Annotated in this window: 23 protein-coding genes; 14 read left to right on the top strand and 9 right to left on the bottom strand. The window is 69.3% G+C overall.

Translation table 11 applies throughout. The features are described from left to right. The 4 genes from VGL85_RS16465 to VGL85_RS16450 form a co-directional block, all read left to right on the top strand. The coding region (locus VGL85_RS16465) for a hypothetical protein (RefSeq protein WP_331590061.1) at positions 1 to 118 on the top strand (118 nt) is incomplete at its 5' end. Between the two features lie 131 nt (positions 119 to 249). Next, on the top strand, positions 250 to 1,026 hold the full coding sequence (gene surE / locus VGL85_RS16460; RefSeq protein WP_331590055.1) for a 5'/3'-nucleotidase SurE: 777 nt from the start codon (positions 250 to 252) through the stop codon (positions 1,024 to 1,026). Positions 1,027 to 1,058: 32 nt separating this feature from the next. Beyond that, positions 1,059 to 1,718 (top strand): protein-L-isoaspartate(D-aspartate) O-methyltransferase, encoded by a 660-nt coding sequence (locus VGL85_RS16455; protein ID WP_331590054.1) that lies wholly within the window; start codon positions 1,059 to 1,061, stop codon positions 1,716 to 1,718. A 108-nt stretch (positions 1,719 to 1,826) separates the two neighbouring features. Further along, complete coding sequence (locus VGL85_RS16450) at positions 1,827 to 3,380, top strand: LysM peptidoglycan-binding domain-containing protein (RefSeq protein WP_331590053.1); 1,554 nt, start codon at positions 1,827 to 1,829, stop codon at positions 3,378 to 3,380. A gap of 233 nt (positions 3,381 to 3,613) precedes the next feature. On the opposite strand, the gene VGL85_RS16445 is transcribed toward VGL85_RS16450, so the two are convergent. Then, a complete protein-coding gene (locus VGL85_RS16445; RefSeq protein ID WP_331590060.1) occupies positions 3,614 to 4,471 on the bottom strand; it encodes an ATP-binding protein in 858 nt (285 codons plus the stop codon). A 122-nt stretch (positions 4,472 to 4,593) separates the two neighbouring features. On the opposite strand from VGL85_RS16445, the gene yajC reads away from it, so the two are divergent. The 7 genes from yajC to VGL85_RS16410 all read left to right on the top strand — a co-directional run bounded on the left by yajC (position 4,594) and on the right by VGL85_RS16410 (position 11,065). Continuing rightward, positions 4,594 to 4,902 (top strand): preprotein translocase subunit YajC, encoded by a 309-nt coding sequence (yajC, locus tag VGL85_RS16440; protein WP_331590052.1) that lies wholly within the window; start codon positions 4,594 to 4,596, stop codon positions 4,900 to 4,902. A gap of 15 nt (positions 4,903 to 4,917) precedes the next feature. After that, on the top strand, positions 4,918 to 6,522 hold the full coding sequence (gene secD / locus VGL85_RS16435; protein WP_331590051.1) for a protein translocase subunit SecD: 1,605 nt from the start codon (positions 4,918 to 4,920) through the stop codon (positions 6,520 to 6,522). A gap of 11 nt (positions 6,523 to 6,533) precedes the next feature. Continuing rightward, positions 6,534 to 7,517 carry a protein translocase subunit SecF gene (secF, locus tag VGL85_RS16430; protein ID WP_331590050.1) on the top strand — a complete coding sequence of 328 codons (984 nt, stop codon included), beginning with the start codon at positions 6,534 to 6,536 and terminating at the stop codon, positions 7,515 to 7,517. A gap of 22 nt (positions 7,518 to 7,539) precedes the next feature. Beyond that, the gene (locus tag VGL85_RS16425; RefSeq protein ID WP_331590049.1) at positions 7,540 to 7,914 is read left to right on the top strand and encodes an Mth938-like domain-containing protein; all 375 of its coding nucleotides are present in this window, start codon (positions 7,540 to 7,542) and stop codon (positions 7,912 to 7,914) included. 82 nt (positions 7,915 to 7,996) lie between these two features. Beyond that, the gene (locus VGL85_RS16420; RefSeq protein WP_331590048.1) at positions 7,997 to 8,602 is read left to right on the top strand and encodes a urate hydroxylase PuuD; all 606 of its coding nucleotides are present in this window, start codon (positions 7,997 to 7,999) and stop codon (positions 8,600 to 8,602) included. A gap of 60 nt (positions 8,603 to 8,662) precedes the next feature. Then, positions 8,663 to 9,355, top strand: coding sequence for a squalene/phytoene synthase family protein (locus VGL85_RS16415; RefSeq protein ID WP_331590047.1), 693 nt, complete (start codon positions 8,663 to 8,665; stop codon positions 9,353 to 9,355). A 99-nt stretch (positions 9,356 to 9,454) separates the two neighbouring features. After that, entirely contained in the window at positions 9,455 to 11,065 is a 1,611-nt protein-coding gene (locus VGL85_RS16410) for an L-lactate permease (RefSeq protein WP_331590046.1), read from the top strand. Between the two features lie 59 nt (positions 11,066 to 11,124). On the opposite strand, the gene trmFO is transcribed toward VGL85_RS16410, so the two are convergent. Next, positions 11,125 to 12,591, bottom strand: coding sequence for a methylenetetrahydrofolate--tRNA-(uracil(54)-C(5))-methyltransferase (FADH(2)-oxidizing) TrmFO (trmFO, locus tag VGL85_RS16405; RefSeq protein ID WP_331590045.1), 1,467 nt, complete (start codon positions 12,589 to 12,591; stop codon positions 11,125 to 11,127). A 133-nt stretch (positions 12,592 to 12,724) separates the two neighbouring features. Here trmFO and VGL85_RS16400 point away from each other — a divergent pair, with 133 nt between their 5' ends. Both VGL85_RS16400 and VGL85_RS16395 read left to right on the top strand, forming a co-directional pair. Continuing rightward, a complete protein-coding gene (locus tag VGL85_RS16400; protein WP_331590044.1) occupies positions 12,725 to 13,654 on the top strand; it encodes a hypothetical protein in 930 nt (309 codons plus the stop codon). Between the two features lie 6 nt (positions 13,655 to 13,660). Next, positions 13,661 to 14,512: a hypothetical protein gene (locus tag VGL85_RS16395; RefSeq protein ID WP_331590043.1), complete on the top strand. Its 852-nt coding sequence runs from the start codon at positions 13,661 to 13,663 to the stop codon at positions 14,510 to 14,512. On the opposite strand, the gene VGL85_RS16390 is transcribed toward VGL85_RS16395, so the two are convergent. From VGL85_RS16390 to VGL85_RS16380, 3 genes are all read right to left on the bottom strand, one after another. Then, positions 14,513 to 15,124: a glutathione S-transferase family protein gene (locus VGL85_RS16390; RefSeq protein WP_331590042.1), complete on the bottom strand. Its 612-nt coding sequence runs from the start codon at positions 15,122 to 15,124 to the stop codon at positions 14,513 to 14,515. A gap of 52 nt (positions 15,125 to 15,176) precedes the next feature. After that, the gene (uvrA, locus tag VGL85_RS16385; protein ID WP_331590041.1) at positions 15,177 to 18,089 is read right to left on the bottom strand and encodes an excinuclease ABC subunit UvrA; all 2,913 of its coding nucleotides are present in this window, start codon (positions 18,087 to 18,089) and stop codon (positions 15,177 to 15,179) included. Between the two features lie 180 nt (positions 18,090 to 18,269). After that, positions 18,270 to 18,776 carry a DUF1203 domain-containing protein gene (locus VGL85_RS16380; RefSeq protein ID WP_331590040.1) on the bottom strand — a complete coding sequence of 169 codons (507 nt, stop codon included), beginning with the start codon at positions 18,774 to 18,776 and terminating at the stop codon, positions 18,270 to 18,272. Positions 18,777 to 18,923: 147 nt separating this feature from the next. Between VGL85_RS16380 and VGL85_RS16375 the strand changes: the two genes are divergently transcribed. Continuing rightward, positions 18,924 to 20,033 carry an alpha/beta hydrolase gene (locus tag VGL85_RS16375; RefSeq protein WP_331590039.1) on the top strand — a complete coding sequence of 370 codons (1,110 nt, stop codon included), beginning with the start codon at positions 18,924 to 18,926 and terminating at the stop codon, positions 20,031 to 20,033. A 10-nt stretch (positions 20,034 to 20,043) separates the two neighbouring features. Here VGL85_RS16375 and VGL85_RS16370 read toward each other — a convergent pair whose 3' ends face one another. From VGL85_RS16370 to VGL85_RS16355, 4 genes are all read right to left on the bottom strand, one after another. After that, positions 20,044 to 20,958, bottom strand: coding sequence for a LysR substrate-binding domain-containing protein (locus VGL85_RS16370; RefSeq protein ID WP_331590038.1), 915 nt, complete (start codon positions 20,956 to 20,958; stop codon positions 20,044 to 20,046). Between the two features lie 123 nt (positions 20,959 to 21,081). Further along, the gene (locus VGL85_RS16365; protein WP_331590037.1) at positions 21,082 to 21,468 is read right to left on the bottom strand and encodes a hypothetical protein; all 387 of its coding nucleotides are present in this window, start codon (positions 21,466 to 21,468) and stop codon (positions 21,082 to 21,084) included. Between the two features lie 139 nt (positions 21,469 to 21,607). Continuing rightward, positions 21,608 to 22,048 carry a PaaI family thioesterase gene (locus VGL85_RS16360; RefSeq protein WP_331590036.1) on the bottom strand — a complete coding sequence of 147 codons (441 nt, stop codon included), beginning with the start codon at positions 22,046 to 22,048 and terminating at the stop codon, positions 21,608 to 21,610. A 10-nt stretch (positions 22,049 to 22,058) separates the two neighbouring features. Then, positions 22,059 to 22,598, bottom strand: coding sequence for a 6,7-dimethyl-8-ribityllumazine synthase (locus VGL85_RS16355; RefSeq protein WP_331590035.1), 540 nt, complete (start codon positions 22,596 to 22,598; stop codon positions 22,059 to 22,061). Positions 22,599 to 22,793: the final 195 nt, after the last annotated feature.

Below are 22,793 nucleotides of genomic sequence, written 5' to 3'. Positions count from 1 at the left end.
GGGCCGCACCCTGGTGGCGATCATGGAGAACTACCAGGACGAGGACGGCCGCATCGCCATCCCGCAGGCCCTGCACCCTTATCTGCCGGGGTTGAGCCATATCGGGGGTAAGGGTTGAAAGCGCCCCAACTCCCGGATGTCCCGGCGAAAGCCGGGACCCAAGCGGCGTTTGGAGGCCAAGCGGCGGCGGTTCTTCAATCTGCTGACTCAGCTTGGATCCCGGCTTTCGCCGGGACGTCCGGGTCTTAGATGCGGATCCTGCTCACCAACGACGACGGGATCCATGCCGAGGGCCTGGCCGCGCTGGAGCGGATCGCGGCCCAGCTTTCCGACGACGTCTGGATCTGCGCGCCGGACGCCGAGCGTTCGGGGGCCAGCCGGGCGCTGACGCTCACCGACCCGATCCGCGTGCGCCAGCTGGACGAGCGGCGCTTCGCCACCTCCGGCACGCCCACCGACTGCGTGATGCTGGGCGTTCGCGAGCTGGTGGCGGGCGGCAAGCCGGACCTGGTGCTCTCCGGCGTCAACCGCGGCGCGAACCTGGCCGAGGACGTCACCATGTCCGGCACGGTGGCCGGCGCCATCGAGGCCATGGCGCTGGGCGTGAAGGGGATCGCGCTCAGCCAGATGGGCTTCCACGAGGATGGCGCCAAGGGCTACGACGCGGCCGAGGCCTACGCCCCGGCCATCATCCGCAGGCTGATGGAGACCGGCTGGCCTGACGAGGTGATCATGAACCTCAACTTCCCCGGCCGGGCGCCGGACGAGATCACCGAGGTCGAGGTCACCCGCCAGGGCTTCCGCGACGCGCCCGTGCGCATCGTGGAAAAGCGCACCGACCTGCGCGGCCGCGACTACTATTGGGCCGGGTTCCGCCAGGAGCGTTCGCAGCCGCCGCCCGGCACCGACCTGCGCGCGCTCTACGACGGAAAGATATCGGTCACGCCGCTGCATATCGATCTCACCCACGGCGAGTCAGTGCACAAACTGCGTGGTGTTCTGGGCGGCGCGCCGCCCAAATTCTGAGTGTATCTGGCGTGAGCGCCCGGGACTTGAGGATGGCGAAGAAGGACGACGACAGCGCCGAGACCAGGCTGGCCCGCCTGATCCTCGCCCTGCGCGGCCAGGGGATCAGCGAGCCCGCGGTGCTGTCCGCCATCGAGACCACCCCGCGCGAGGTCTTCACGCCCGACCTCTTCAAGGAACGCGCCTTCGAGGACTCCGCCCTGCCGATCGCCTGCGGCCAGACCATCAGCCAGCCGTTCATCGTCGGCCTGATGAGCCAGGCCCTGAAGCTCGACAAGCGCGACCGGGTGCTCGAGATCGGAACCGGCAGCGGCTATCAGACCACCATCCTCTCCAAGCTCTCGCGGCTGGTCTACACTGTGGAGCGCTACCGGACGCTGATGCGCGAGGCCGAGGCGCGGTTCAAGGCGCTGGGCCTGACCAATGTCATCACCCGCTTCGGCGACGGCGGGGAGGGCTGGCCCGAGCAGGCGCCGTTCGACCGCATTATGGTCACAGCCGCGGCGTCAGATGAGCCCAAGACGCTGCTCGCCCAGCTCAAGCCGAACGGAATCCTCGTGGCCCCGATCGGCAAGGGGCCGGTGCAGAGCCTGAAGCGCTATACGGGCGATGGCAAAGGGGGGTTCCAGATCGAGACCTTGACCGATGTGCGTTTCGTGCCCCTGCTCGACGGGGTAGCGAAAGAGCTGTGAGCAATACCTCTGGAACCCGCGCTGGTTTGCGGGTGGCCGGATGGGGCGGCTTAACTCAGTATCAACCATGACGCCCCGACTGATTCCATGACCTATACCGGAGCGGCGATGACGCAATTCCTTCAGCGATCGGCCCAGAGCTTCTTTGCGATCTGCCTGGCGACCACCGTGTTTTCGGCGGCCGCGCTGAGCGCCGGCTCGACGCTGGCGGCGACCCACCACCGACCCAAGGCGGAAGAGCCGCCCAAGGCCGCGAACGGCAAGATCGTGACCGTCAAGGGCGACCGCGCGAGCTACATCGTCAAGAAGGGCGACACGCTGGAGAAGATCGCCGACAAGCTCGACACCACTGTCGACGAGCTGATGAGCGCCAACAAGCTGAAGAAGGGCGCGGTCCTGCAGCCCGGCGACGTCATCAAGGGCCCCGCGGTCGCTAAGAAGGCCTATGTCGTCGTCCCGGGCGACACGGTGTTCTCCATCGCCAAGCGCTTCCACGTGACGGTCGACGACCTGCGCGCGGAGAACGACCTCTCGGCCAGGACCTCGATCCGTCCGGGCCAGCAGATCCGCCTGCCCGGCGACTACCGCGCGCCCGAGGTGGAGTCCGCCGAGGACCAGTCCGACGCGCCGAAGGGCAAGAAGGGCGAGAAGACCGAGGTCGCCGACGCCGAGCCGCCCGCCAAGGGCTCGAAAGGCCACCGGGGCGCCAAGCCGGCCGCCGCCGAAAGCGACGAGACGGGAACGGCCGCCGCCGCCGACCGCGCCAACGCCGGCAAGGTCATCACCCGCGAGGCCAAGGGCGAGAGCTATAAGGTCCGGTCCGGCGACACGATCGCCAAGGTCGCCGATCGGCTGGACACCGACGTCGGGACCCTGAAGCGGCTGAACCACCTGAAGGGCAATGCCGTCCACGCGGGCCAGGTGCTGCGCGGCCCGAGCTTCGCCGAGCACTACTATGTGGCCGAGGCCGGCGACACGCTCACCGGCATCGCCGGGCGGTTCAGCGTCAGCGTGGCCAACCTGCGCGCCGAGAACGAGCTGTCGAAGCGGGTGATCAGCGTGCGTCCTGGCACCAAGGTGTTCCTGCCGGACGGCTACCGCGATCGCACCGAGGTCGCCCAGGAGGCGCCGCCGACCCGCTATCCCAGGCCCTACCAGCCGGGCGAGGCGACCCCGCCCTCGCGGCCGATCCCCTATGCGCAGGTCCCCGGCGCGGCCGCGCCACCGACCCCGCCGGCCGCTGCGCCGGCCTACAGCGACACCCAGGTCACCCAGATGGCGGCTGGCCGCTTCAAATGGCCGCTGACCGGCGCCGTCCTCTCCGACTTCGGCCCGAAGCCGAACGGCCAGCACAACGACGGGGTGGATATTCAGGCCAAGGCCGGCGATCCGGTGCGCGCGGCGGCCGACGGCGAGATCGCCTACGCCGGCGACCAGCTGCCCGGCTTCGGCAACCTGGTGCTGATCAAGCACGCCGACGGCTGGGCCACCGCCTATGGCCACCTGGGCCGCATCGACGTGAAGAACCAGCAGAAGGTCACCCAGGGCCAGCAGATCGGCCAGGCCGGCCAGACCGGCGGGGTCTCCGAGCCGCAGCTGCACTTCGAGGTGCGCTACCAGGCCAAGGCGGTGGACCCGAAACTGGCCCTGCCCAAGCCTTAGATTGATCGCCATTCCTTCAGAGGCGAAACGACGCTGAATCGGCATCCTCCTCCCCCTGTGGGAGGAGGTGGCCCGCGAAGCGGGTCGGAGGTGGGGTCTCTACAGGCTTCCAGCTTCGAACGACGCTTCGTCTCCCGGGAGCGCAACGCGACCCCACCTCCGTCAGCCTTCGGCTGCCACCTCCTCCCACAAGGGGAGGAGGGGCGCGTTACCGTCTCGCCTCGGAATTGAGCCTACAGCGGCAGGGGCTTGCCCAGCTCCCCCGCCAGGTCGCGGATGAACTGCCAGGCCACCCGACCCGAGCGGCCGCCGCGCAGTTGCGCCCATTGCAGGGCGCGGCGCTCCAGGTCGGGGGTCTCCAGGCCGTAGCGCTGCGCATAGCCGGCCACCGCGGCCAGGTAGGTCGGCTGGTCCATGGGCGGAAAGCCGATCCACAGGCCGAAGCGGTCGGAGACGCTGACCTCCTCCTCGGCGTCCTCGGCGGCGGCGATCAGGCCCTTGTCCTCGCCATGCCCGCCCTTTTCGCCATGGGACCGGGGCATCAGGTGGCGGCGGTTGGAGGTGGCGACGAACAGCACATTGGCCGGCGGGCCGGAGACCCCGCCCTCCAGCGCCGACTTCAGCGCCTTGGCCGCCGCCGCGCCTTCCTCGAACGACAGATCGTCGCACAGCACCACGAACCGCTCGCGCCGCCCACGCAGGGCGTCGAACAGCGCCGGCAGCGCGGTGACCTGGTCGCGGTCGACCTCCACCAGCTTCAGCGAGGGGGTCTTTGCCGCCACATGGCAGAACGCGGCCTTGGCGAGCGAACTCTTGCCCGTGCCGCGCACGCCCCACAGCAGGGCGTGGTTGTAGGGCAGGGCGGCCGCGAAGCGCCGCAGGTTCTCGACGAACCGGTCGCGCTGGCGGTCCACGCCGACCAGGGCGGCCAGCGGCAGCGGATAGTCGGGCGCGGGATGGAAGACGCCGCCGGCCGGATCGTGGCGGAACAGCCGCGCGGCGGCGAAGTCGGGCGTGCGCGCCGGCAGCGGCGCCAGGCGCTCCAGCGCCTCGGCGATCCGGCTCAGGACGGGTTCCAGCTCATGCGTCATCTTAGGCGACACCTAACGGCTCCCGGTTCCATTGCAAATCGGGGTCGCAGCGCATAGCTTCCGCCGACTTCGAGCGGGGTCCCCCAAAACGGGCCGCCGCCGCACCGCTTTCCGGAGAGGCTATGTCCCCCGCACTGAATGCCGACCTGATCCAGTTCCTGCCGCTGATCGGCCTGGTCGTCCTGTTCTATTTCCTCATGATCCGGCCGCAGCAGCAGCGGATGAAGCAGCACCAGGCGGCGATCTCGTCGGTCAAGCGTGGCGACAACGTGGTGCTGTCCTCCGGCGTGATCGGCAAGATCGTGCGCGTGGAAGACGCCGAGGTGGGCGTGGAGATCGCCACCGGCGTCACCGTGAAGGTCAAGAAGTCGATGATCGCCGAGGTGCAGGCCCGCGGCGCGCCGGCCCCGGCCAACGACGCCAAGGTCTAGGGCGCGCCTCCCGCCATGATGAAACTTGCCCGCTGGAAGGTGATCCTGGTCGTCCTCGCGACGGTGCTGGGCTTCATCTTCACGCTGCCCAACCTGCTGCCGCCCAAGACGGTCGCCGCGCTTCCGGGCTTCGTGCCCAAGAACACCCTGCACCTGGGCCTCGACCTGCAGGGCGGCTCGGACCTGCTCTATTCGGTCGACACGGTCGCGCTGCGCAACGAGCGCCTGACCAACATGCTCGAGGATATCCGCACCCAGCTGCACGCCAAGAACATCGAGATCTCCGATCTGGCCATCGTGAACGGCGAGATCGGGCTGCGGGTTAGCGATCCGGCGATGGTCAATGACGCGGTCAACTTCCTGCGCCAGTCCGTGGGCGCGCCGCTGGCCGGCGTGGCCGGCGGCCGCGACGTCACCGTCAGTGTCCAGCCCGACCAGCGGCTTCGGGTCGCCTTCGTGCCCGCCGCCTTCGACGCCGAGGTCCAGCGGGCCGTGGAGCAGAACCAGGAGGTCATCCGCCGCCGGATCGACCAGATGGGCACCAAGGAGCCGGACATCTCGCGGCGCGGCAAGGACCGCATCGACATCCAGGTGGCCGGCGAGAGCGATCCGGAGCACCTGAAAAGCGTCATCGGCCAGACCGCCAAGCTGAGTTTCCAGATGCTGGACGAGAACGTCTCGCCCGAGGATATGGCCGCCGGGCGCATTCCGCCGGGCGACGAGGTCCTGGTCTCCACCGACGGCCGCAGCCCCCAGTACATCGTCAAGAAGCGCCAGGTGGTCACCGGCGAAATGCTGACCAGCGCCAGCGCCGGCTTCGACCAGCAGACCGGCGGTTCGGAGGTCGAGCTGCGGTTCAACGGCGTGGGCGCCAAGCGGTTCGGCGACATCACCCGCCAGAACGTCGGCAAGCGTTTCGCCATCGTGCTCGACAAGAAGGTCCTGTCCGCTCCGAACATCGAGGGCCCGATCCCCGGCGGCTCCGGCCGGATCACCGGCAACTTCACCGCCGAAAGCGCCAACGACCTGGCCGTGCTGCTGCGCGCCGGTTCGCTGCCGGCTCCGATGAAGGTCGAGGAGCAGCGCACGGTGGGCGCCGAGCTCGGGGCCGACGCGGTGAAGGCCGGCGCGATCTCCGCGATCGTCGGCCTGGTGGCGACCATGGTGTTCATGATCGGGATCTACGGCCTGCTGTTCGGCGGCATCTCGCTGATCGCCCTGGTGGTCAACGGCCTGATGATCGTGGGCGTGATGAGCCTCACCCAGGCGACGCTGACCCTGCCGGGCATCGCCGGCCTCATCCTGACGCTCGCCGTGGCGGTGGACGCCAACGTGCTGATCTACGAGCGGATGCGTGACGAACTTCGCGCCGGGCGCACCTTGATCGTGGCCATGGACTCGGGCTTCTCGCGGGCCTGGGGCACCATCTTCGACGCCAACATGACCCACATCTTCTCGGCCCTGATCATGTTCAACATCGGCTCGGGGACGGTGAAGGGTTTCGCCTGGACCCTGTCGGTGGGCGTGCTCACCACCGTCTTCTCGGCGGTGCTCGTCACCCAGGTGCTGCTCGGCTGGTGGTTCAAGGCCGCCCGGCCGAAAACCCTGCCGATCGCTTAAGGAGCCAGCCCATGTCCCTCTGGCCCCTCATCAAGATCATGCCGGTCCGCCCGCATTTCCGGTTCGTGCGGCTGGCCAAGTTCTTCTCGCCGCTGTCCGTCGTGGCGGTGGTCGCTTCGATTTTCTTCGCGGCCTATCCGTTCACCCTTCCCTGCGGCGGCCTCGCCTGCGGCATCGACTTCAAGGGCGGCACGGTGATGGAGATCTCCACCGCCCCCGTCGCGGTCGATTCCGGCAAGGTGCGCCAGGCCCTGGACGGCCTTGGCCTCACCGACCTCACGGTGGTGACCCTGGGCGCGCCCAGCTCGGCCATGGTGCGGTTCCAGCCGCCGGCCGGCGCCGACGCCAGCGCCACGGTCTCCAAGGCGCAGGCCAGGCTCACCCAGACCCTCGGCAAGGTGAAGTTCGTCTCCACCGACGTGGTCGGCCCCAAGGTCTCGGGCGAACTCTTCACCCATGGCCTCCTGGGCCTCGGCCTCGCGATCCTGGCGATGCTGCTCTACATCTGGTTCCGCTTCGAGCTGCAGTTCGGCCTGGGCGCCGTGGCGGCCCTGTTCCACGACGTGTTCCTGACCTTCGGCCTGATCGCCATCATGGGCCGTCTCGGCAAGATCGAGTTCGACCTGAAGTCGGTCGCCGCCATCCTGACCATCATCGGCTATTCGATGAACGACACCGTTGTGGTGTTTGACCGGTTCCGCGAGAACATCCGCAAGTTCAAGCGCATGCCGCTGGGCGAGGTGATCGACATGTCGATCAACGAGATGCTCACCCGGACCATCATCACCAGCCTGACCGCCGTCCTGGCGCTGGTGGCGCTGGCGGTGTTCGGCGGCCCGACGCTCTACGGCCTGTCGGTGATCATGCTGTTCGGCATCGCCATCGGCACCTATTCGTCGATCTACATCGCCGCCCCGATCATCATGCTCTGGGGCGTGCGGCGCGGGCGCGAGGACGAGCCGGCCGAGCCGCTGAAGCCCGCCACCGTCCGCTAGGGCCTGCGATCGGACGCCTGCGATGGCCCGCGACGCGCCCTCCATCGAGGCCTATGGCGACGGCGGCTTCCGCCTGTCCAGCGAACAGGGCGCCGACGCGCGCCATGAGGGCTCGCTGCTGATCGTCGCCGACCAGGCGCGGGCCTGGGGCGTGACCGCCCTCGCCGAGCTCACCGTCGCGTCCCTGGCCCCGGTGTTCGAGGCCGGCCGCGCGGAGGTGGAATTCCTGCTGCTGGGCGTCGGCGCCCGCAACGCCCAGCCGCCGCGTGCGGTGCGCGACGCCCTGGCCGCCGCGGGCCTCGGCCTGGAATTCATGGACACCCCGGCCGCCGCGCGCCTCTACAACGTGCTGACCTCCGAGGGCCGCCGGCTGGCCTGCGCCCTGATCGCCGTCTGAACATCGCTCTGCGATCTGTTTCCGCCTGCGGCAAAACGACCTATACCTGAGCGTCAGGGTAGGATTCGCGAAGGGGGTCCCAATGGCTGGGCTACTGTCCAATCTCCGCAACACGATGATCGTCAGCTTCATCATCGCGCTCATCATCGTGGCCGGTTACCACGTCCACAACGGGTCGGGCGAAGGGGTGTTCTGGCAGGCGGTGTTCCGCTGGCTGCACGTGATCTTCGGGGTCATGTGGATCGGCCTGCTCTGGTATTTCAACTTCGTGCAGACCCGGGTGATGCCGCAGATCCCGGCCGAGCTGAAGCCGGCCGTTTCGAAGTACATCGCGCCGGAAGCGCTGTTCTGGTTCCGCTGGGGCGCCGCGTTCACGGTGCTGATGGGCCTGATCCTGGCCTACAACCGCGGCTTCCTGCTGCAGGCGCTGACCCTCGGCTTCACCGAGCAGCCGATCGGCGTGGGCCACAGCTTCATCGGCCTTGGCATGTGGCTGGGCATCATCATGGCCCTCAACGTCTGGGTGTTCATCTGGCCGGCCCAGAAGATCTCCCTGGGCCTGGTCGAGGGCGACGCCGACGCCAAGGCGAAGGCGGCCCGCACGGGCCTGATCTTCTCGCGCATCAACACCTTCCTGTCGGTGCCGATGCTGGCCTGCATGACCATGAACCAGACAATCTTCGGCTGAAGACCGCCGGAACCGGAAGAGGAAGGCCCGCCTTAACCGGCGGGCCTTTTCAATGGCGCCATGAGCGAGCCGGCCACGCCCATCGCTGAGACGGACGACCTTGACGCCCTGATCCGGCGCGTGGACCCCGACCGCTGGCTGTCCAGCCGGTTCGTCGCCGACCCCGACGCCCGGGCCGATGTGGTGGCCCTCTACGCCTTCGACCACGAGCTGGCGCGCGCGCCGCGCGTGGCTTCCAACCCGCTGCTTGGCGAGATCCGGCTGACCTGGTGGCGCGAGGTGCTGGATGAGGTCTTCGATGGCCGCGCGGTGCGGATGCATCCCACGGCCCAGGCGCTGGGGCGGGTGGTGGCCGGCCGCGGCCTGGCGCGCGCGCCGCTGGAGGCCCTGATCGACGCCCGCTATCGCGAACTCGACCCCACGCCGATGGGGGAAGCCGAGCTGCTGGACTGGGCCCGGGACACCGGCGGCCTCGCCGCCCAGCTCGCGGCCCAGGTGCTCGACCCGACCACCGATGCCAAGATGGCGCTGGCCGGCGGCTCGGCCTGGGCGCTGGGCAAACGGCTCATCGCCCAGCCCGACCTGCGGCCCACCTTCCTGAAGGTGGTCCACGCCGCGCGCAGCGCCTCGCGCAACCTCAGCATCACCGCCTTCCCGGCGGTGGCGCACGCGGCGCTGGCGGGCCGCCCCTCGGCCAACGACTTCGCGCGGCGCCTGCGCCTGACCATCGCCGTGGCCCGCGGGCGGATCTGAAGGCGCGCGAGATGCCGCTTGCCAATCGGCAGGCGTCCGCCAAGCTTCACCCGTGAGACGGCCCGCCAAGAGGCCGCCCTCAGGGATGGAGAGGTCGGGTTGTTCAAGCAGCTTCTCACGCCGGTGGGCGACAGCCTGCCGCTGTCGTTCCTGGTGGCGGCCCTGCCGATCCTCGCGGTCCTGGCGCTGCTGGGCGTGCTGCGCCGGCCGGCATGGCAGGCGTCGCTGGGCGGCCTCATCGTCGGGCTGGCGGCGGCGGTCATGGTCTGGAAGCTGCCAGCGGCCCTGGCGTTGAGCGCGGTCGCCAACGGCGCCGTGTTCGCGCTCTGGCCGGTGATGTGGATCGTGCTGGCGGCGCTGCTGGTCTACAACATCGCCGTGGTCTCGGGGCGCTTCGACGCCTTCCGATCCTGGCTGTTGATCAACATGCCGAACGACCGGCGCATCGTGCTGGTGGTCATCGGCTTCTGCTTCGGCGCGCTCTTGGAGGGCGTCGCAGGCTTCGGCACGCCGGTCGCCATCACCAGTTCGCTGTTGATCCTGGTGGGCTTCCCGGCGATCGAGGCGCTGGTCTTCGTGCTGATCTTCAACACCGCCCCGGTGGCGTTCGGCGCCCTTGGCGCGCCGCTCACCGTGCTGGGGTCGGTGACCGGCCTGCCGGCCCATGCCCTCGCCGCCATGGTCGGCCGCCAGCTGCCGGTGATGGCGCTGATCCTGCCGTTCTACGTGATGGGGCTCTATGGCGGCTGGCGCTCGATCCGCGCGCTCTGGCCGGTGCTGCTGACGGCGGGCCTCAGCTTCGCCGCCGCCCAGTTCGCGGCCTCCAACTACATCGACTACACGCTCACCGACGTGCTCGCCTCGCTGGTCTCACTGGTCGTGACCCTGGCCTTCCTGAAGGTCTGGCGCCCGGCGCCCGACCCGGCCTTCGCGATCCAGGATGAGGCGGCGCTGGAGGTCCGCAAGCCGGGCGCGCCGCCGGCCTGGCAGGGCTGGCTGCCCTGGGCGATCATCTCGGCCGTGGTGGTGGCCTGGACCGCCTTCAAGGTCGCCAACATCGGCCAGCGGGCCATCCATTGGCCCCTGCTGGACAAGGCGATCTCGATCACCCTCTACCACGACAAGCCCTACGCCGCGGTCTGGACCTTCCAGCCGCTGGCCACCGGCACCGCGATCCTGCTGGCCGCCATCCTCACCGCCGTGGTCGTGCGGCTGTCGCCCGGCGGCTTCATCGCCTGCGCGGTGCAGACCGTGCGCCAGGCCTGGAAGGCGGTGGTCACCGTCATGCTGATCGTGGGCCTGGCCTATCTGATGAACTACTCGGGCCTCGCCTACACCCTGGGCCTTGGCGCGGCGTCCACCGGGCGCGCCTTCGTGCTGCTGTCGCCGTTCCTGGGCTGGGTGGCGGTGATGCTTTCGGGCAGCGACACCTCCGGAAACGCCCTGTTCGGCAACCTGCAGGTGGTCGCCGCAAACCAGCTGAACCTGAACCCGGTGCTGTTCGCCGCCACCAATTCATCGGGCGGGGTGATGGGCAAGATGATCTCGCCGCAGAACATCGCCACCGGCGTCTCGGTCACCGGCATGACCGGCCAGGAGGGCCGGATCTTCGCCCGCACCTTCCCGCACAGCATCGTGCTGACGATCATCCTGGGCGCGCTGGTGGCCGCCCAGCAGTATCTGATCCCCTGGATCATCCCGGCGCACTGAAAACCCTCCCCCTAATGGGGAGGGACAGGCGCGCAGCGCCAGGGTGGGGAAGTGTTGTTCTAGGCGGTGAGCTCGGTGTCCTGGCCGAGGCTTCCCCGCCCTGACCGCTCCGCGGTCTGTCCCTCCCCATTAGGGGAGGGCGTTGTCCAACCCTCCAGATCCGCCAGCGCGCGTTCGCCCATCAGCCGCTTCCTGGCCCGGCCGCGCTCCTTATGCGGCAGGCGCTTGCCGTTGGCCCCGTGCTTGGGGCCTTCCAGCGGCGGCAGCAGGCCGTAGTTGATGTTCATCGGCTGGAACGAACCTTTCCCGCCGTCCAGATGCCCGCCGGTGATGTGGCCGATCAAGGCGCCCAGGGCCGTGGTGGGCGGCGGCGGGACGAGCGCGTGGCCCAAGGCCTCGGCGGCGGCGAAACGGCCGGCCAGCAGGCCCACGGCGGCGCTTTCCACATAGCCCTCGACGCCGGTGACCTGGCCCGCGAAGCGCAGGCGCGGGTCGGCCTTTAGCCGCAGCGAGCCGTCCAGCAGGGCGGGCGAGTTCAGGAAGGTGTTGCGGTGCAGGCCGCCAAGCCTCGCGAACACCGCCTTCTCCAGCCCCGGGATCATCCGGAAGACCTCGGTCTGGGCGCCGTGCTTCAGCTTGGTCTGGAAGCCGACCATGTTCCACAGGGTGCCCAGCGAATTGTCCTGGCGCAGCTGGACGACCGCATAGGCCTTCTCGGTCGGATTGTGCGCGTTGGTCAGCCCCACCGGCTTCATCGGCCCATGGCGCAGGGTCTCGCGGCCCCGCTCGGCCATCACCTCGATCGGCAGGCAGCCGTCGAAGTATGGCACGTGCTCCCAGTCCTTGAACTCCGACTTCGGCCCGGCCAGCAGGGCGTCGATGAAGGCCTCGTACTGGGCGCGATCCATCGGGCAGTTGATGTAGGCGGCCGCGTCGCCGCCCGGGCCTTCTTTGTCGTAGCGCGATTGGCGCCAAGCCACGCCCATGTCGACGCTTTCCAGGTGCACGATGGGCGCGATGGCGTCGAAGAAGGAGAGCTGGCCCTCGCCGGTCAGCGCCAGGATCGCCTCGGACAGGGCCGGCGAGGTCAGGGGCCCCGTGGCCACCACCACGCTGTCCCATTCCGGCGGCGGCAGGCCGGCGACCTCGCCGCGCTCGATAGTCACCAGCGGGTGGGCCTCCAGCCGCGCCGTCACCGCTTGTGAGAAGCCGTCCCGGTCCACCGCCAGCGCCCCGCCGGCCGGCACCTGGTGGGCGTCGCCGCAGGCCATGATGATCGAGCTCAGCCGGCGCATCTCGGCGTGCAGCAGGCCCACGGCGTTGCCGGTCCAGTCGTCGGCGCGGAAGGAGTTGGAGCAGACCAGCTCGGCCAGGCGGTCGGTCTGGTGGGCGTCGGTGCCGCGCACCGGGCGCATCTCGTGCAGCACCACCGGCGCGCCGGCCTGCGCGATCTGCCAGGCGGCCTCGGAACCGGCCAGACCGCCGCCCACCACATGCACAGGCCGAAGGGCTTTGCTGGTCGTCATGCGTGGCTAACTAGCAACGATCCCGGCGGATCGCGAGCGGGGCCTTGCGTGCGCCACGGCCCAGCCCCAACCTTGGAACCCGAAGGGGTGGCTGACTCGTTCCTCAACGGAGCGGGCAGGCCGAAGGACGGGGATGTCGGAGTTCAAACCCACTGAGGCCGCGCTGGAGGGCTTTCGCCTCGCGCGGAAGAATCCCAAGGCGTTCCGCACCTGGATTGTCCTCAACCTGGCGGTCAGCGTCCTGGCGGTGATGATCGACGTCTTCATGCCGGCGGAGATCCGCCATGGGCTGGATACGCTCAATGGCCCCGACACGCTCACCCTGCGCCAGTTCGCCGACGCCATGATCCTGGCCGCGCCGGTGCTGGTGCTGGCGCTCGCGGTGATCGCCATGATGGCCGCGGCGGTCTACCGGCTGATCTTCCGCCACGCCGACGACCGCTTCGGCTATGTGCGCCTGGGGCCCGATGAATTCCGGCTGATGGGCACGACGGTGATCTGCAGCCTGATCCTGATCCTGGCGGTGGTCGGCGCGACGGTCGGGATGGGGATCGTGTTCGGCCTGATCGGCCTGTTCGTGCCGCAGTTGAGCGCCATCCTGACGGTGCTGGGCCCGTTGGTGATCGTGGGCGTCGCGGCTTTCACCTTCGTGCGCCTGTCGCTGGCGCCGGCGGCGACCTTCGCCGAGCAGAAGGTGGTGGTCTTCGAGTCCTGGACCCTGACCAAGGGCCATTTCTGGGGCCTGCTCGGCGCCTATGCCCTGGCGATCGCCTGCATCGCCACGATCTGGATCCTGGTGATCTTCATCTGCTTCGGGGTCACCGGGTCGATCGTGCTGATCGAAGGCGGCCAGCTCTCCGAGGTGAAGAGCCTGCTGACCGCCACCGGCGGCTCGCTGACCAGCTATCTCAGCGTCGGCGTCATCGCCTATGGCGTCGTCAACAGCGTGCTGTCGGCCCTCTACTACTCGGTCATGGCCGCGCCGGGGGCGGTGGCCTACCAGCAGCTGCACGGCTGGCCGCCGGAGGGCCATCCGCTGACCATCCAGCCCGAGGCGGGCTGACCCGTCATGCGCGCCTTTTCCGCCAGCGACGCGGCCCTGGAGGGCTTCCAGGTGATCCGCGGCCGATGGCGGCTGGTCCTGGGCTGGTGCCTGTTCTCGCTGCTGAGCTTCGTGGCGCTGCTGATGATCGCCTTCCTGGGCATCGTGGCGGTCGCCGTCGCGGCCAGCACCCAGGATGAGGCGAACCTGATGGGCGGGCTCGTGGGCCTGGTCGTGCTGGGCTTCGGTGGCGCGGCGGTGCAGTGGGTGGTGCTGGCGGCGCTCTACCGGCTGGAACTGCGGCCGCAGGCGGAGCCTGGCCTGTTCTACCTGCGCTTCAGCCGCGACGAGGCGCGGCTGTTCGGCCTGTGGCTCACGGTGGTCGTCCTGCTGGGCGGGCTTTTCCTGCTGGGCACCCTGCCGATGATCTGGGCGCAGAAGTTCAGCCCCTGGGCGTCCCTGGGGGTCCTGGTCGTGGTGCTGGGCGCGCTGACCTGGCTCGGAACGCGGCTCAGCCTGGCGGGGCCGGCCAACTTCGCCACCGGCCGCTTCGGCCTGAAGGACTCCTGGCGCCTGACCCGGGGGCGGTTCTGGAGCCTGTTCGGCATGGCGATGTTGGCCGCCTGCCTGCTGCTGCTGATCGCGCTCGCGGTCTTCATCCTGACCGCGGTGGTCCAGGCGGCGATCGGCGGCTTCCACACCCTGGCGCCGGTGAGCCTGGCCGACCCCGAGGCGTTGGCCGAGCGGCCGGGCGCCTATGTCTTCGCCCTGATCGCCGAACTGCTGATCGCCCCGATCTACATGCTGATCGGCCAGGCGCCGTTCCTGGCGGCCTACAAGGCGGTCACCGCTGAGCCGCAGGCCGCGGCGACGGCCTAGCTAGGCCCGCGCGCTGGGCCGGCCCGCGGCGCGCGCGTGCCAGGCCGCCAGGTTGGCGTGCTCCGGCTCCATTTCCAGGCCGATCCACTTGGCGAAGTCCACCGTGGTCAACAGGCAGATGTCGGCCATGGAATAGCGGTCGCCGGTCAGCCATTCGCGGCCTTCGAGCTCGCGATCCAGCCAGCGCTGGGCGCCCTTGTAGGTCTCGCGGTTGCTCTCGCCGAAGTCCTTGAACTGGGTCAGCAGGGCGGCGGTGCGCGGGTGGGCGTGACGCCAGAACATGCCGACCGGCGTCATCACCGTGAACTCGATGCGGCGCACCCACATGTCGACCAGCGCCTTGTCCTTGGCCGTGGTCCCGAACATCGGCGGGTCGGCCTTGGTCTCGTCGAAGTAGCGGCAGATGGCGACGGTCTCGGAGATGAAGCTGCCGTCGTCCAGTTCCAGCGTCGGCACCTGGCCCATGGAATTGCGCGCCCGGTGCTCCGGCGACTTGTGCTCGCGCTGCATCATGTCGACCGGCGTCTCGGGCAGGTCGATCCCCTTCTCCGCCAGGAAGATGCGCACCCGGCGCGGATTGGGGGCGGGGTACGGCGCGCCGTAGAGGATCATGGGGAGGTTCCTAGGCTTGATCCCTCCCCTAAAGAGGAGGGATGATTTCAGTCTACGCCGACACCGTCTGCTTCTTTGCCGGAGCCTGTTGCGCGCGGCGGCGTCCGGCCTGGCGTTCGAGGAGTTCGGCCAGGTAGCGGCCGGTCCAGCTCTTCTTGTTGGCGGCGACCTGTTCGGGCGTGCCGGTGGCCACGACCTGGCCGCCGCCGTCGCCGCCCTCGGGGCCGAAGTCGACGATCCAGTCGGCGGTTTTCACCACGTCGAGGTTGTGCTCGATGACCACCACGGTGTTGCCCTGGTCGACCAGCTCGTGCAGCACCTCGAGCAGCTTCTTGGTGTCCTCGAAGTGCAGGCCGGTGGTGGGCTCGTCCAGGATGTAGAGCGTCTTGCCGGTGGCCCTGCGCGACAGCTCCTTGCTGAGCTTCACCCGCTGCGCCTCCCCGCCCGAGAGCGTGGTCGACGACTGGCCGACCTTCACATAGCCCAGGCCGACGCGCTTCAAGGTCTGCATCTTCTCGCGCAGCACCGGCACGGCCTTGAAGAACTCCGCCGCCTCGTCGACCGTCATATCAAGAACATCGGATATGCTCTTGCCTTTGAACAGGATTTCCAGGGTTTCACGGTTGTAGCGGTGGCCGTGGCAGACGTCGCAGGTGACATAGACGTCGGGCAGGAAGTGCATCTCGATCTTGATCAGCCCGTCGCCCTGGCAGGCCTCGCAGCGGCCGCCCTTGACGTTGAAGCTGAAGCGGCCGGGGCCATAGCCGCGGGCTTTGGCTTCCGGCAGGCCGGCGAACCAGTCGCGGATCGGCTGGAAGGCGCCGGTGTATGTCGCGGGGTTGGATCTCGGCGTGCGCCCGATCGGCGACTGGTCGATGTCGATGACCTTGTCGAACAGCTCCAGCCCCTCGATCCGCTCGTGTGGCGCGGGCGCGTCGGAGGCGTTGTGCAGCCGGCGCGCGGCGGCCTTGTAGAGGGTCTCGATGGTGAAGGTCGACTTGCCGCCGCCGGAGACGCCGGTGATGCAGGTGAAGGTTCCCTGCGGGATCTCCGCGGTGACGGTCTTCAGGTTGTTGCCGGTGGCGCCGATCACCCTCAGCACCTTGGTCCTGGAGATCGGCCGCCGGTCGGTCGGCACCTCGATCTCGCGCGCGCCGGACAGGTACTGGCCGGTGATGCTGCGCGGTTCGGCCATGATGTCCTGGGCCTTGCCCTCGGCGATGATCTCGCCGCCGTGGACGCCGGCCGCCGGGCCCATGTCGATCACGTGGTCGGCGGTGAGGATCGCTTCCTCGTCGTGCTCCACCACCAGCACGGAATTGCCGAGGTCGCGCAGGCCCTTCAGGCTGGTCAGCAGCCGCGCATTGTCGCGCTGGTGCAGGCCGATGGAGGGCTCGTCCAGCACATAGAGCACGCCGGTGAGGCCCGAGCCGATCTGGCTGGCCAGCCGGATGCGCTGGCTCTCGCCGCCGGAAAGGGTGCCCGAGGCGCGCGACAGGTCGAGATAGTCCAGCCCCACGTTCACCAGGAAACGCAGCCGGTCTGAGATCTCCTTCAGGATCCGGCGCGCGATCTCCATCTGCTTGTCGGTGAGCTTGCCTTCCAGCGCTTCGAACCAGGCTGCGGCGTTCTTGATGGAAAGCCGGCTGACCTGGCCGATGTGGGTCGCGTCGATCTTCACCGCGAGCGCCTCGGGCTTCAGGCGGTAGCCCTCGCAGGCCTCGCACGGCGTCTCGGACTGGTAGCGGCCCAGCTCCTCGCGCACCCACGAGCTGTCGGTCTCGCGCCAGCGGCGCTCGAGGTTCGGCAGCACGCCCTCGAAGGTCTTGTTGACCTCGTACTTGCGCGCGTTGTCGTCGTAGATGAAGCGGACCTTCTCCTCGCCCGAGCCATAGAGGATCACCTGCTTGGCCGCGTCGGGCAGCTTGTAGAACGGCGTGTCCATCGAGAAGTCGTAGTGCCGCGCCAGCGCCTGCAGGGTCTGGGTGTAGAGCGGCGAGGGGCCCTTGGCCCAGGGCGAGATGGCGCCCTTGTGCAGGGTGCGGTCCTTGTCCGGGACCACCATGTCGGCGTCGAAGGCGAGCTTCATCCCCAGGCCGTCGCAGACCGGGCAGGCGCCATAGGGATTGTTGAACGAGAACAGGCGCGGCTCGATCTCGCTGATCGTGAAGCCGGAGACCGGGCAGGCGAACTTCTCGGAGAAGATGATCCGCTTCGGCTCCGCCTCCGTCGGGTCCTTGTCGGCCCATTCGGCGACCGCGATGCCGTCGGCCAGGCGCAGCGCCTGTTCCAGGCTGTCGGCGTAGCGGGTCTCCATCCCGACCTTGGTGACCAGCCGGTCCACGACCACGTCGATGTCGTGCTTGAACTTCTTGTCGAGGACCGGCGCGTCCTCGATCGAATAGAATTCGCCGTTGATCTTCAGCCGCTGGAAGCCCTGCTTCTGCCAGTCGGCGATCTCCTTGCGGTACTCGCCCTTGCGCCCGCGCACCACCGGCGCCAGCAGGTAGATGCGGGTCCCCTCGGGCAGGGCGATCAGCTTGTCGACCATCTGGCTGACGGTCTGGCTCTCGATGGGCAGGCCGGTGGCCGGCGAATAGGGCACGCCCACCCGCGCCCAGAGCAGGCGCATGTAGTCGTGGATCTCGGTCACCGTGCCGACGGTGGAGCGCGGATTGCGGCTGGTGGTCTTCTGCTCGATGGAGATGGCCGGCGACAGGCCCTCGATGAGGTCCACGTCCGGCTTGCTCATCAGCTCCAGGAACTGGCGGGCGTAGGACGACAGGCTCTCGACGTAGCGGCGCTGGCCTTCGGCGTAGATGGTGTCGAAGGCGAGCGAGCTCTTGCCCGAGCCCGACAGCCCGGTGAGCACGACGAGCTCGCCGCGCGGGATGTCGACGCTGACGTCCTTGAGGTTGTGCTCGCGCGCGCCGCGCACACGGATGAGGTTCTGATGATCGGCCATTCGGTTCCGGAAACAGCAAAACGCCCGCGGAAGGTCCTGTCGAGCGCGTTCCCAATGTAGGTCCGCGAGTCAGGTTTATCACGTGAACGTATAGCGAACAAACGCCCAGCGGCGAGGCGCCGCGCCCGTCCTGCTGACATCACGGTGGCAGCAGGCGGGGTTTCCGGGGGCAAAAGGACCTCAGGCCCGGTCGATGCGGGCGAGATAGCAGCCCCAGCCGACGGTGTGGGCGTGCAGGTAGGCGACGTCCGGATTGGCGAAGAAGCGGCCGATCGCGGCTTCCACCTCGCCCCGCTGCGCGAACCCCGCATCGATCATCATCCCGTCCTCGCGGAAGGCGCGCAGCGAGACCGCGTCGCGGGCGGCCAGCGCGCCCGGCAGCCGGTTCACCGTGCGTCGGGTCTCTTCGGCCTTCTCGTTGACGAAAATCGCGTGGCTGGCCCGGAACGGGGTGTCGGCGGGCTGGTGTTCGTAGTTGAGCAGCAGGACCGTGTCGCCGACCTCGGCGTCCTCCAGCTCGACACGGCTCGGGTAGCCCACCGCGCTGTCGACGATTCTGCGGATCACGCCGCGCGCGGCGAGCGCTTCGTCGGACAGGCCGAACAGCGGGGCGAACTGCTCCAGCGGCAGGCCGCTCACGACATAGGCGGCGACCAGGGACGCATCTGGGGTTTCGGGCTTGGACATGGCGGTCTCCTTTGTGGCCGGGAACATCGGGTTGCAGGGACCGCCATCCAATCTGGCGAAATCAACACAGGTCCGAAAGCCGCGACCTTGACCGCATGGATGACGCGTGTAATTCATGTAAATTACAAACATAAATCGGAAAGCCTCATGCGCCTGTCCCATATCCCGCTGATCGTCCTGGCCGCCGGCGCGGCGCTCGCTGTGGCCGGGCCGGCGCCAGCGGAGCTGGCGGTGGTCAGCAAGGTCCCGGCGCAACAGCCGTTCGGCGACCGGCTGGAAGTGCATTCCGACGCGCTGGGCCGGGACATGATCGTCACGGTCACGCCGCCGCTCACCGGCCTGCCGAAGGGCGAGAAGGTCCCGGCGATCTACGCCCTGGACGAGGGCTATGGCGTGGCCGGACCGGCGGGTTCGGCCATGGCCGGTGGCGGGGCCATGGCGCCGGCCCTGGTGGTGGCGGTGGGCTGGGTTCCCGGCCAATGGGACAAGCGCGACGAGGACCTGCTGTATGGCGCGGCCGCCTACGACGGGCGCAGCCTCCACGGCCGCGGCCCCGCGTTCGAGGCATTCCTGCTGCAGGAGCTGAAGCCCTTCATCGAAAGGACCTATCCGGCCGATCCGGCGCGCGCGGTGCTGTTCGGGCACTCCTCGGGCGGCAACTTCGCGGCCGAGATCCTGGGCCGCAAGCCGGACGCCTTCTCAGCCTATGTGATCGGCAGCCCCGCCTTCTGGGTCGACACCGAGGCCCTGCCGGCCGTAACCCAGGCGGTGCGGTCCGGCGCCGCCAAGCAGGTCTTCGTGGCGGCGGGCGGCGCGGAGACCCCGGTGATGCTGCGCGACGAGGCGGCGCTGGTGGCGGCCCTGACCGCGCCGGGGTCACGCATGAGCGTCCGCAGCCACGTCTACGCCGGCGCTCGGCACGGCGGCTATTTCACGCCGCTGTTCGCCGAGTCCTTCCCCTGGCTGTTGCCGCCGCCGGCGGAGCAGGCCGAGGTCCCGGTCCAGGTGCTGGCTGGCTATGCGGGCGCGTTCCGGCTGCCGGACGGCCGCGTGCTGCGGATCACCGCGCGCGGCGGCCAGCTGTTCGCCGACATGGCGGGGTTCGCCGAGCGCGAGCTCCTGGCCGTTGACCGGCAGACTTTCCGCCTGCCCGACGCGCCGATCCGCTACCGCTTCACTGAGGGCGGGAAGGGCGTGGTGATGCACGCCAATGGCGCCGACACCCCGGGGCAGCGGATCGGTACGCCGGGGGCCTAGCCCAGCTCGCTCAGGCGCCCACCGGCGCCAGCAGGGTCGGCGGGGCCGGGGCCTTGGCGGCCTCCTCCAGCAGCCATTCGCGGAACGCCTTGAGGCCGCGCTTCGGCGGGTCGCCCGGCGTCACCAGATGAAAGCGGATCGGCGTCTGCACAAAGCCGCATGGGGCCGCGAGCTTCCCGGCGGCGATGTCGTTGGCGACATAGATCCAGGGCGAGAGCCCCACCCCGCCGCCCGCCATGGCCGCCTCCAGGGTGTAGAAGATGTGCTCGTATTCGCGGTTCTCCCGCGCTTCGGGAATGCGCACATGGGCGTGGTCGGCCCACTCGTCCCAGGCCTGGCGATGGGTGCGGGTGTGCAGGCGGGGCAGGGCGGCGATCGCCTCCAGCCCGCGTCCCTCGCCCAGCAGGGCCGGCGACACCACCGGACCGTGGAAGTTGTCCAGGAACGGCGTGGCGGTCAGCCCCTCGCCGTGGACGCTTTCGGCCAGCCGGATCGCGGCGTCGAAGGGTTCGCGGGTGAAGTCCACCGGACCATAGGCCTCGGTGACCCGGATCGAGAGTTCCGGGTGGCTGGCGTGGAAGCCGGGCAGGCGCGGGATCAGCCACTTCATGGCCAGCGTGCCGACGCAGGAGACGTGCAGCTCCTTGTCGCCGGCGGCGCGGACATCGCGGAACAGGGCCTCCAGTTCGTCGAAGGTGGTGGCCAGGGTCCGGGCCATCCGCTCGCCGGCGTCCGTGAGTTTCAGGGCGTTGCGCGGGCCCTGGGTGAGTTTCACGCCGCAGACCGCCTCCAGGCTGCGGACCTGGCGGCTGACCGCCCCGTGGGTGACGCAGAGTTCGTCGGCGGCCAGGCTCATCTTGCCGAGGCGCGCGAAGGCCTCGAAGGCGCGCAGGGCGGTCAGCGGAAGTTGGCTGCGCTTGGCCATGGGGCCTCGCCGAGGGTGTCCGCTCGTCTGTGAGCTGACCTCAAGTATCAGCGCAAGCCAGCGGCGCCGCAAACGACATCTGGGCGCCCTGTTCGTGATTTCAGATCACGGACGCAAGCGGCGTCAGAACGGCCGGCTGACCTCGACGCCCTCGCCGCCGAAGCGCACGCCCTGGTCGGTCAGCCATTCCGGCTTGGGATCGGCGGGCGTGATCCGCGGGGCGTTGGCCGCCGAGGCCTTGTCGGCCGCGCGCTGGGCCGCGGCGGGGCGCGAGAAGATCGCCGCCGCCAGGGCGCGGCTCTGGTGCGCATCCTGCGGCGCCGGGCCGGTGGCCTCGAGGCTGGAGGTCACATGCGGCTTGGAGGTGGGCGCGCCTTGCACCGGGCTGCGCCACGGCTCCTGGTTGTCCGAGTTGTTGGTGGGCTGCGCCAACGCCGGGGTGGCGCCCAGGGCAAGGGCTGCGACACCGGCGAGAAGCCGCAAGACCCGCGGAGGGGAGGATTGGGTCATGGAAAGCGAACCCCCGCATCGGCGTCGCGGTTCCAGGCGCACCTGAAAGACGGGCGTCAGGGCGGGCCGAAGCCCTTCGCCAATACCACGACAGCCGCGCCCGCGGCCAGCCGGTCGCGGGCGCGGAATGCAGCCTCCGTTACGCCGCGGCTCTCCGCGAGCGGTCGTCCAGCACCTTGAAGACCGCGTTGGCGCGCGCCACCGGCTGGCCGTCGGCGGTGACGAAGGCCTGGGCGAAGGCGAGCGTGCGCCCCGGCTTCACGAACACCGTGTCGAACTCCAGCCACTGGCCGGTGAAGGCCGAGCCCAGGAAGTCGACGCTGAGGCTGACGGTGACCAGGCCGCTGACCTGGCCGAGCCGCCGCGCGCACGACAGGCCCATGGCGTTGTCGCAGAGCGCGCTGATCAGCCCACCATGGACGAAGCCGCGGGCGTTGGCGTGCGCTGTCCCGGCCCAGAGGCCGAGCACGACCGCGCCCTCGGTCTTGCGGCTGTAGAGCGGCTCCCAGGGATCGGTGAGCGGGCTCTTGCGGTCATGCGGCTGGAAGCCCGCGGGCGGGACGAGGGGTTCGGTGTGCATGGCGCTCGCCTCACGCCGCCGCCGAGAGCCGGGCCAGGCTGTTCAGCGCGCCCACGCAGGCCTGCGCCGCCTCGCGTCCCTTCACCCGGAAATGGGCGTGGAAGAACCGCTCATGGACCTCGTGCTCATGGAAGTGGTGCGGCGTCAGCACCACCGAGAAGATCGGCGTCTCGGTGGCGAGCTGCACCTGCATGAGGGCCGACACCACCGTCTCGGCCACGAACTCGTGGCGATAGATGCCGCCATCGACCACGAAGGCCGCGCCGACCACGGCGGCGTAGCGGCCGGTCTTCGCCAGGGTCTGGGCGTGCAGCGGGATCTCGAAGGCGCCGGGCGTCTCGAACAGCTCCACGGTCTCGGCGCCGAAGCCGAGGGCGGCCATTTCTTCCAGGAAGCCCTCGTAGGCCTGGCTGACGATCTCGCGATGCCAGCGGGCGTGGACGAAGGCGATCCGCGCGGCGCGGAAGGCGCCGTTGGCGGTGGGGAACTCCAGCGCCTTGCCGGCCGGGGTCTGGCCTTCGGTGGCCTGGGTTTGGGTCGTTTGGGTCATGGTCTTTCTCCCTGACGGGTTCGAGGAACCACGACTCAGGGAGACGCCGCCCACGCGCGCCTGGCCGAAGCCTGAGCGCACGCGTTCAGCGGTTCTCATAACCGGACTCTAACCGTCGGCCCCGGGATCGCACCGGTGTCTGCTTGTCCCCGCGGCCTTTGGAGGGCCACAGGCGCCCGCGGGCTCGTCCCACCC

The sequence above is a fragment of the Phenylobacterium sp. genome (assembly GCF_036501465.1).
Taxonomy (GTDB): domain Bacteria; phylum Pseudomonadota; class Alphaproteobacteria; order Caulobacterales; family Caulobacteraceae; genus Phenylobacterium.
The sequence above is the reverse complement of the archived record's forward strand: the minus strand, read 5'-3'. Positions and strand labels throughout refer to the sequence as shown.

Excerpts from the sequence above, each read along its gene's own strand:
- surE (WP_331590055.1), top strand. The coding sequence starts at position 250 with ATGCGGATCCTGCTCACCAACGACGACGGGATCCATGCCGAGGGCCTG.
- VGL85_RS16455 (WP_331590054.1), top strand. The coding sequence starts at position 1,059 with ATGGCGAAGAAGGACGACGACAGCGCCGAGACCAGGCTGGCCCGCCTG.
- VGL85_RS16450 (WP_331590053.1), top strand. The coding sequence starts at position 1,827 with ATGACGCAATTCCTTCAGCGATCGGCCCAGAGCTTCTTTGCGATCTGC.
- VGL85_RS16445 (WP_331590060.1), bottom strand. The coding sequence starts at position 4,471 with ATGACGCATGAGCTGGAACCCGTCCTGAGCCGGATCGCCGAGGCGCTG.
- yajC (WP_331590052.1), top strand. The coding sequence starts at position 4,594 with ATGTCCCCCGCACTGAATGCCGACCTGATCCAGTTCCTGCCGCTGATC.
- secD (WP_331590051.1), top strand. The coding sequence starts at position 4,918 with ATGATGAAACTTGCCCGCTGGAAGGTGATCCTGGTCGTCCTCGCGACG.
- secF (WP_331590050.1), top strand. The coding sequence starts at position 6,534 with ATGTCCCTCTGGCCCCTCATCAAGATCATGCCGGTCCGCCCGCATTTC.
- VGL85_RS16425 (WP_331590049.1), top strand. The coding sequence starts at position 7,540 with ATGGCCCGCGACGCGCCCTCCATCGAGGCCTATGGCGACGGCGGCTTC.
- VGL85_RS16420 (WP_331590048.1), top strand. The coding sequence starts at position 7,997 with ATGGCTGGGCTACTGTCCAATCTCCGCAACACGATGATCGTCAGCTTC.
- VGL85_RS16415 (WP_331590047.1), top strand. The coding sequence starts at position 8,663 with ATGAGCGAGCCGGCCACGCCCATCGCTGAGACGGACGACCTTGACGCC.
- trmFO (WP_331590045.1), bottom strand. The coding sequence starts at position 12,591 with ATGACGACCAGCAAAGCCCTTCGGCCTGTGCATGTGGTGGGCGGCGGT.
- VGL85_RS16400 (WP_331590044.1), top strand. The coding sequence starts at position 12,725 with ATGTCGGAGTTCAAACCCACTGAGGCCGCGCTGGAGGGCTTTCGCCTC.
- VGL85_RS16395 (WP_331590043.1), top strand. The coding sequence starts at position 13,661 with ATGCGCGCCTTTTCCGCCAGCGACGCGGCCCTGGAGGGCTTCCAGGTG.
- VGL85_RS16390 (WP_331590042.1), bottom strand. The coding sequence starts at position 15,124 with ATGATCCTCTACGGCGCGCCGTACCCCGCCCCCAATCCGCGCCGGGTG.
- uvrA (WP_331590041.1), bottom strand. The coding sequence starts at position 18,089 with ATGGCCGATCATCAGAACCTCATCCGTGTGCGCGGCGCGCGCGAGCAC.
- VGL85_RS16380 (WP_331590040.1), bottom strand. The coding sequence starts at position 18,776 with ATGTCCAAGCCCGAAACCCCAGATGCGTCCCTGGTCGCCGCCTATGTC.
- VGL85_RS16375 (WP_331590039.1), top strand. The coding sequence starts at position 18,924 with ATGCGCCTGTCCCATATCCCGCTGATCGTCCTGGCCGCCGGCGCGGCG.
- VGL85_RS16370 (WP_331590038.1), bottom strand. The coding sequence starts at position 20,958 with ATGGCCAAGCGCAGCCAACTTCCGCTGACCGCCCTGCGCGCCTTCGAG.
- VGL85_RS16365 (WP_331590037.1), bottom strand. The coding sequence starts at position 21,468 with ATGACCCAATCCTCCCCTCCGCGGGTCTTGCGGCTTCTCGCCGGTGTC.
- VGL85_RS16360 (WP_331590036.1), bottom strand. The coding sequence starts at position 22,048 with ATGCACACCGAACCCCTCGTCCCGCCCGCGGGCTTCCAGCCGCATGAC.
- VGL85_RS16355 (WP_331590035.1), bottom strand. The coding sequence starts at position 22,598 with ATGACCCAAACGACCCAAACCCAGGCCACCGAAGGCCAGACCCCGGCC.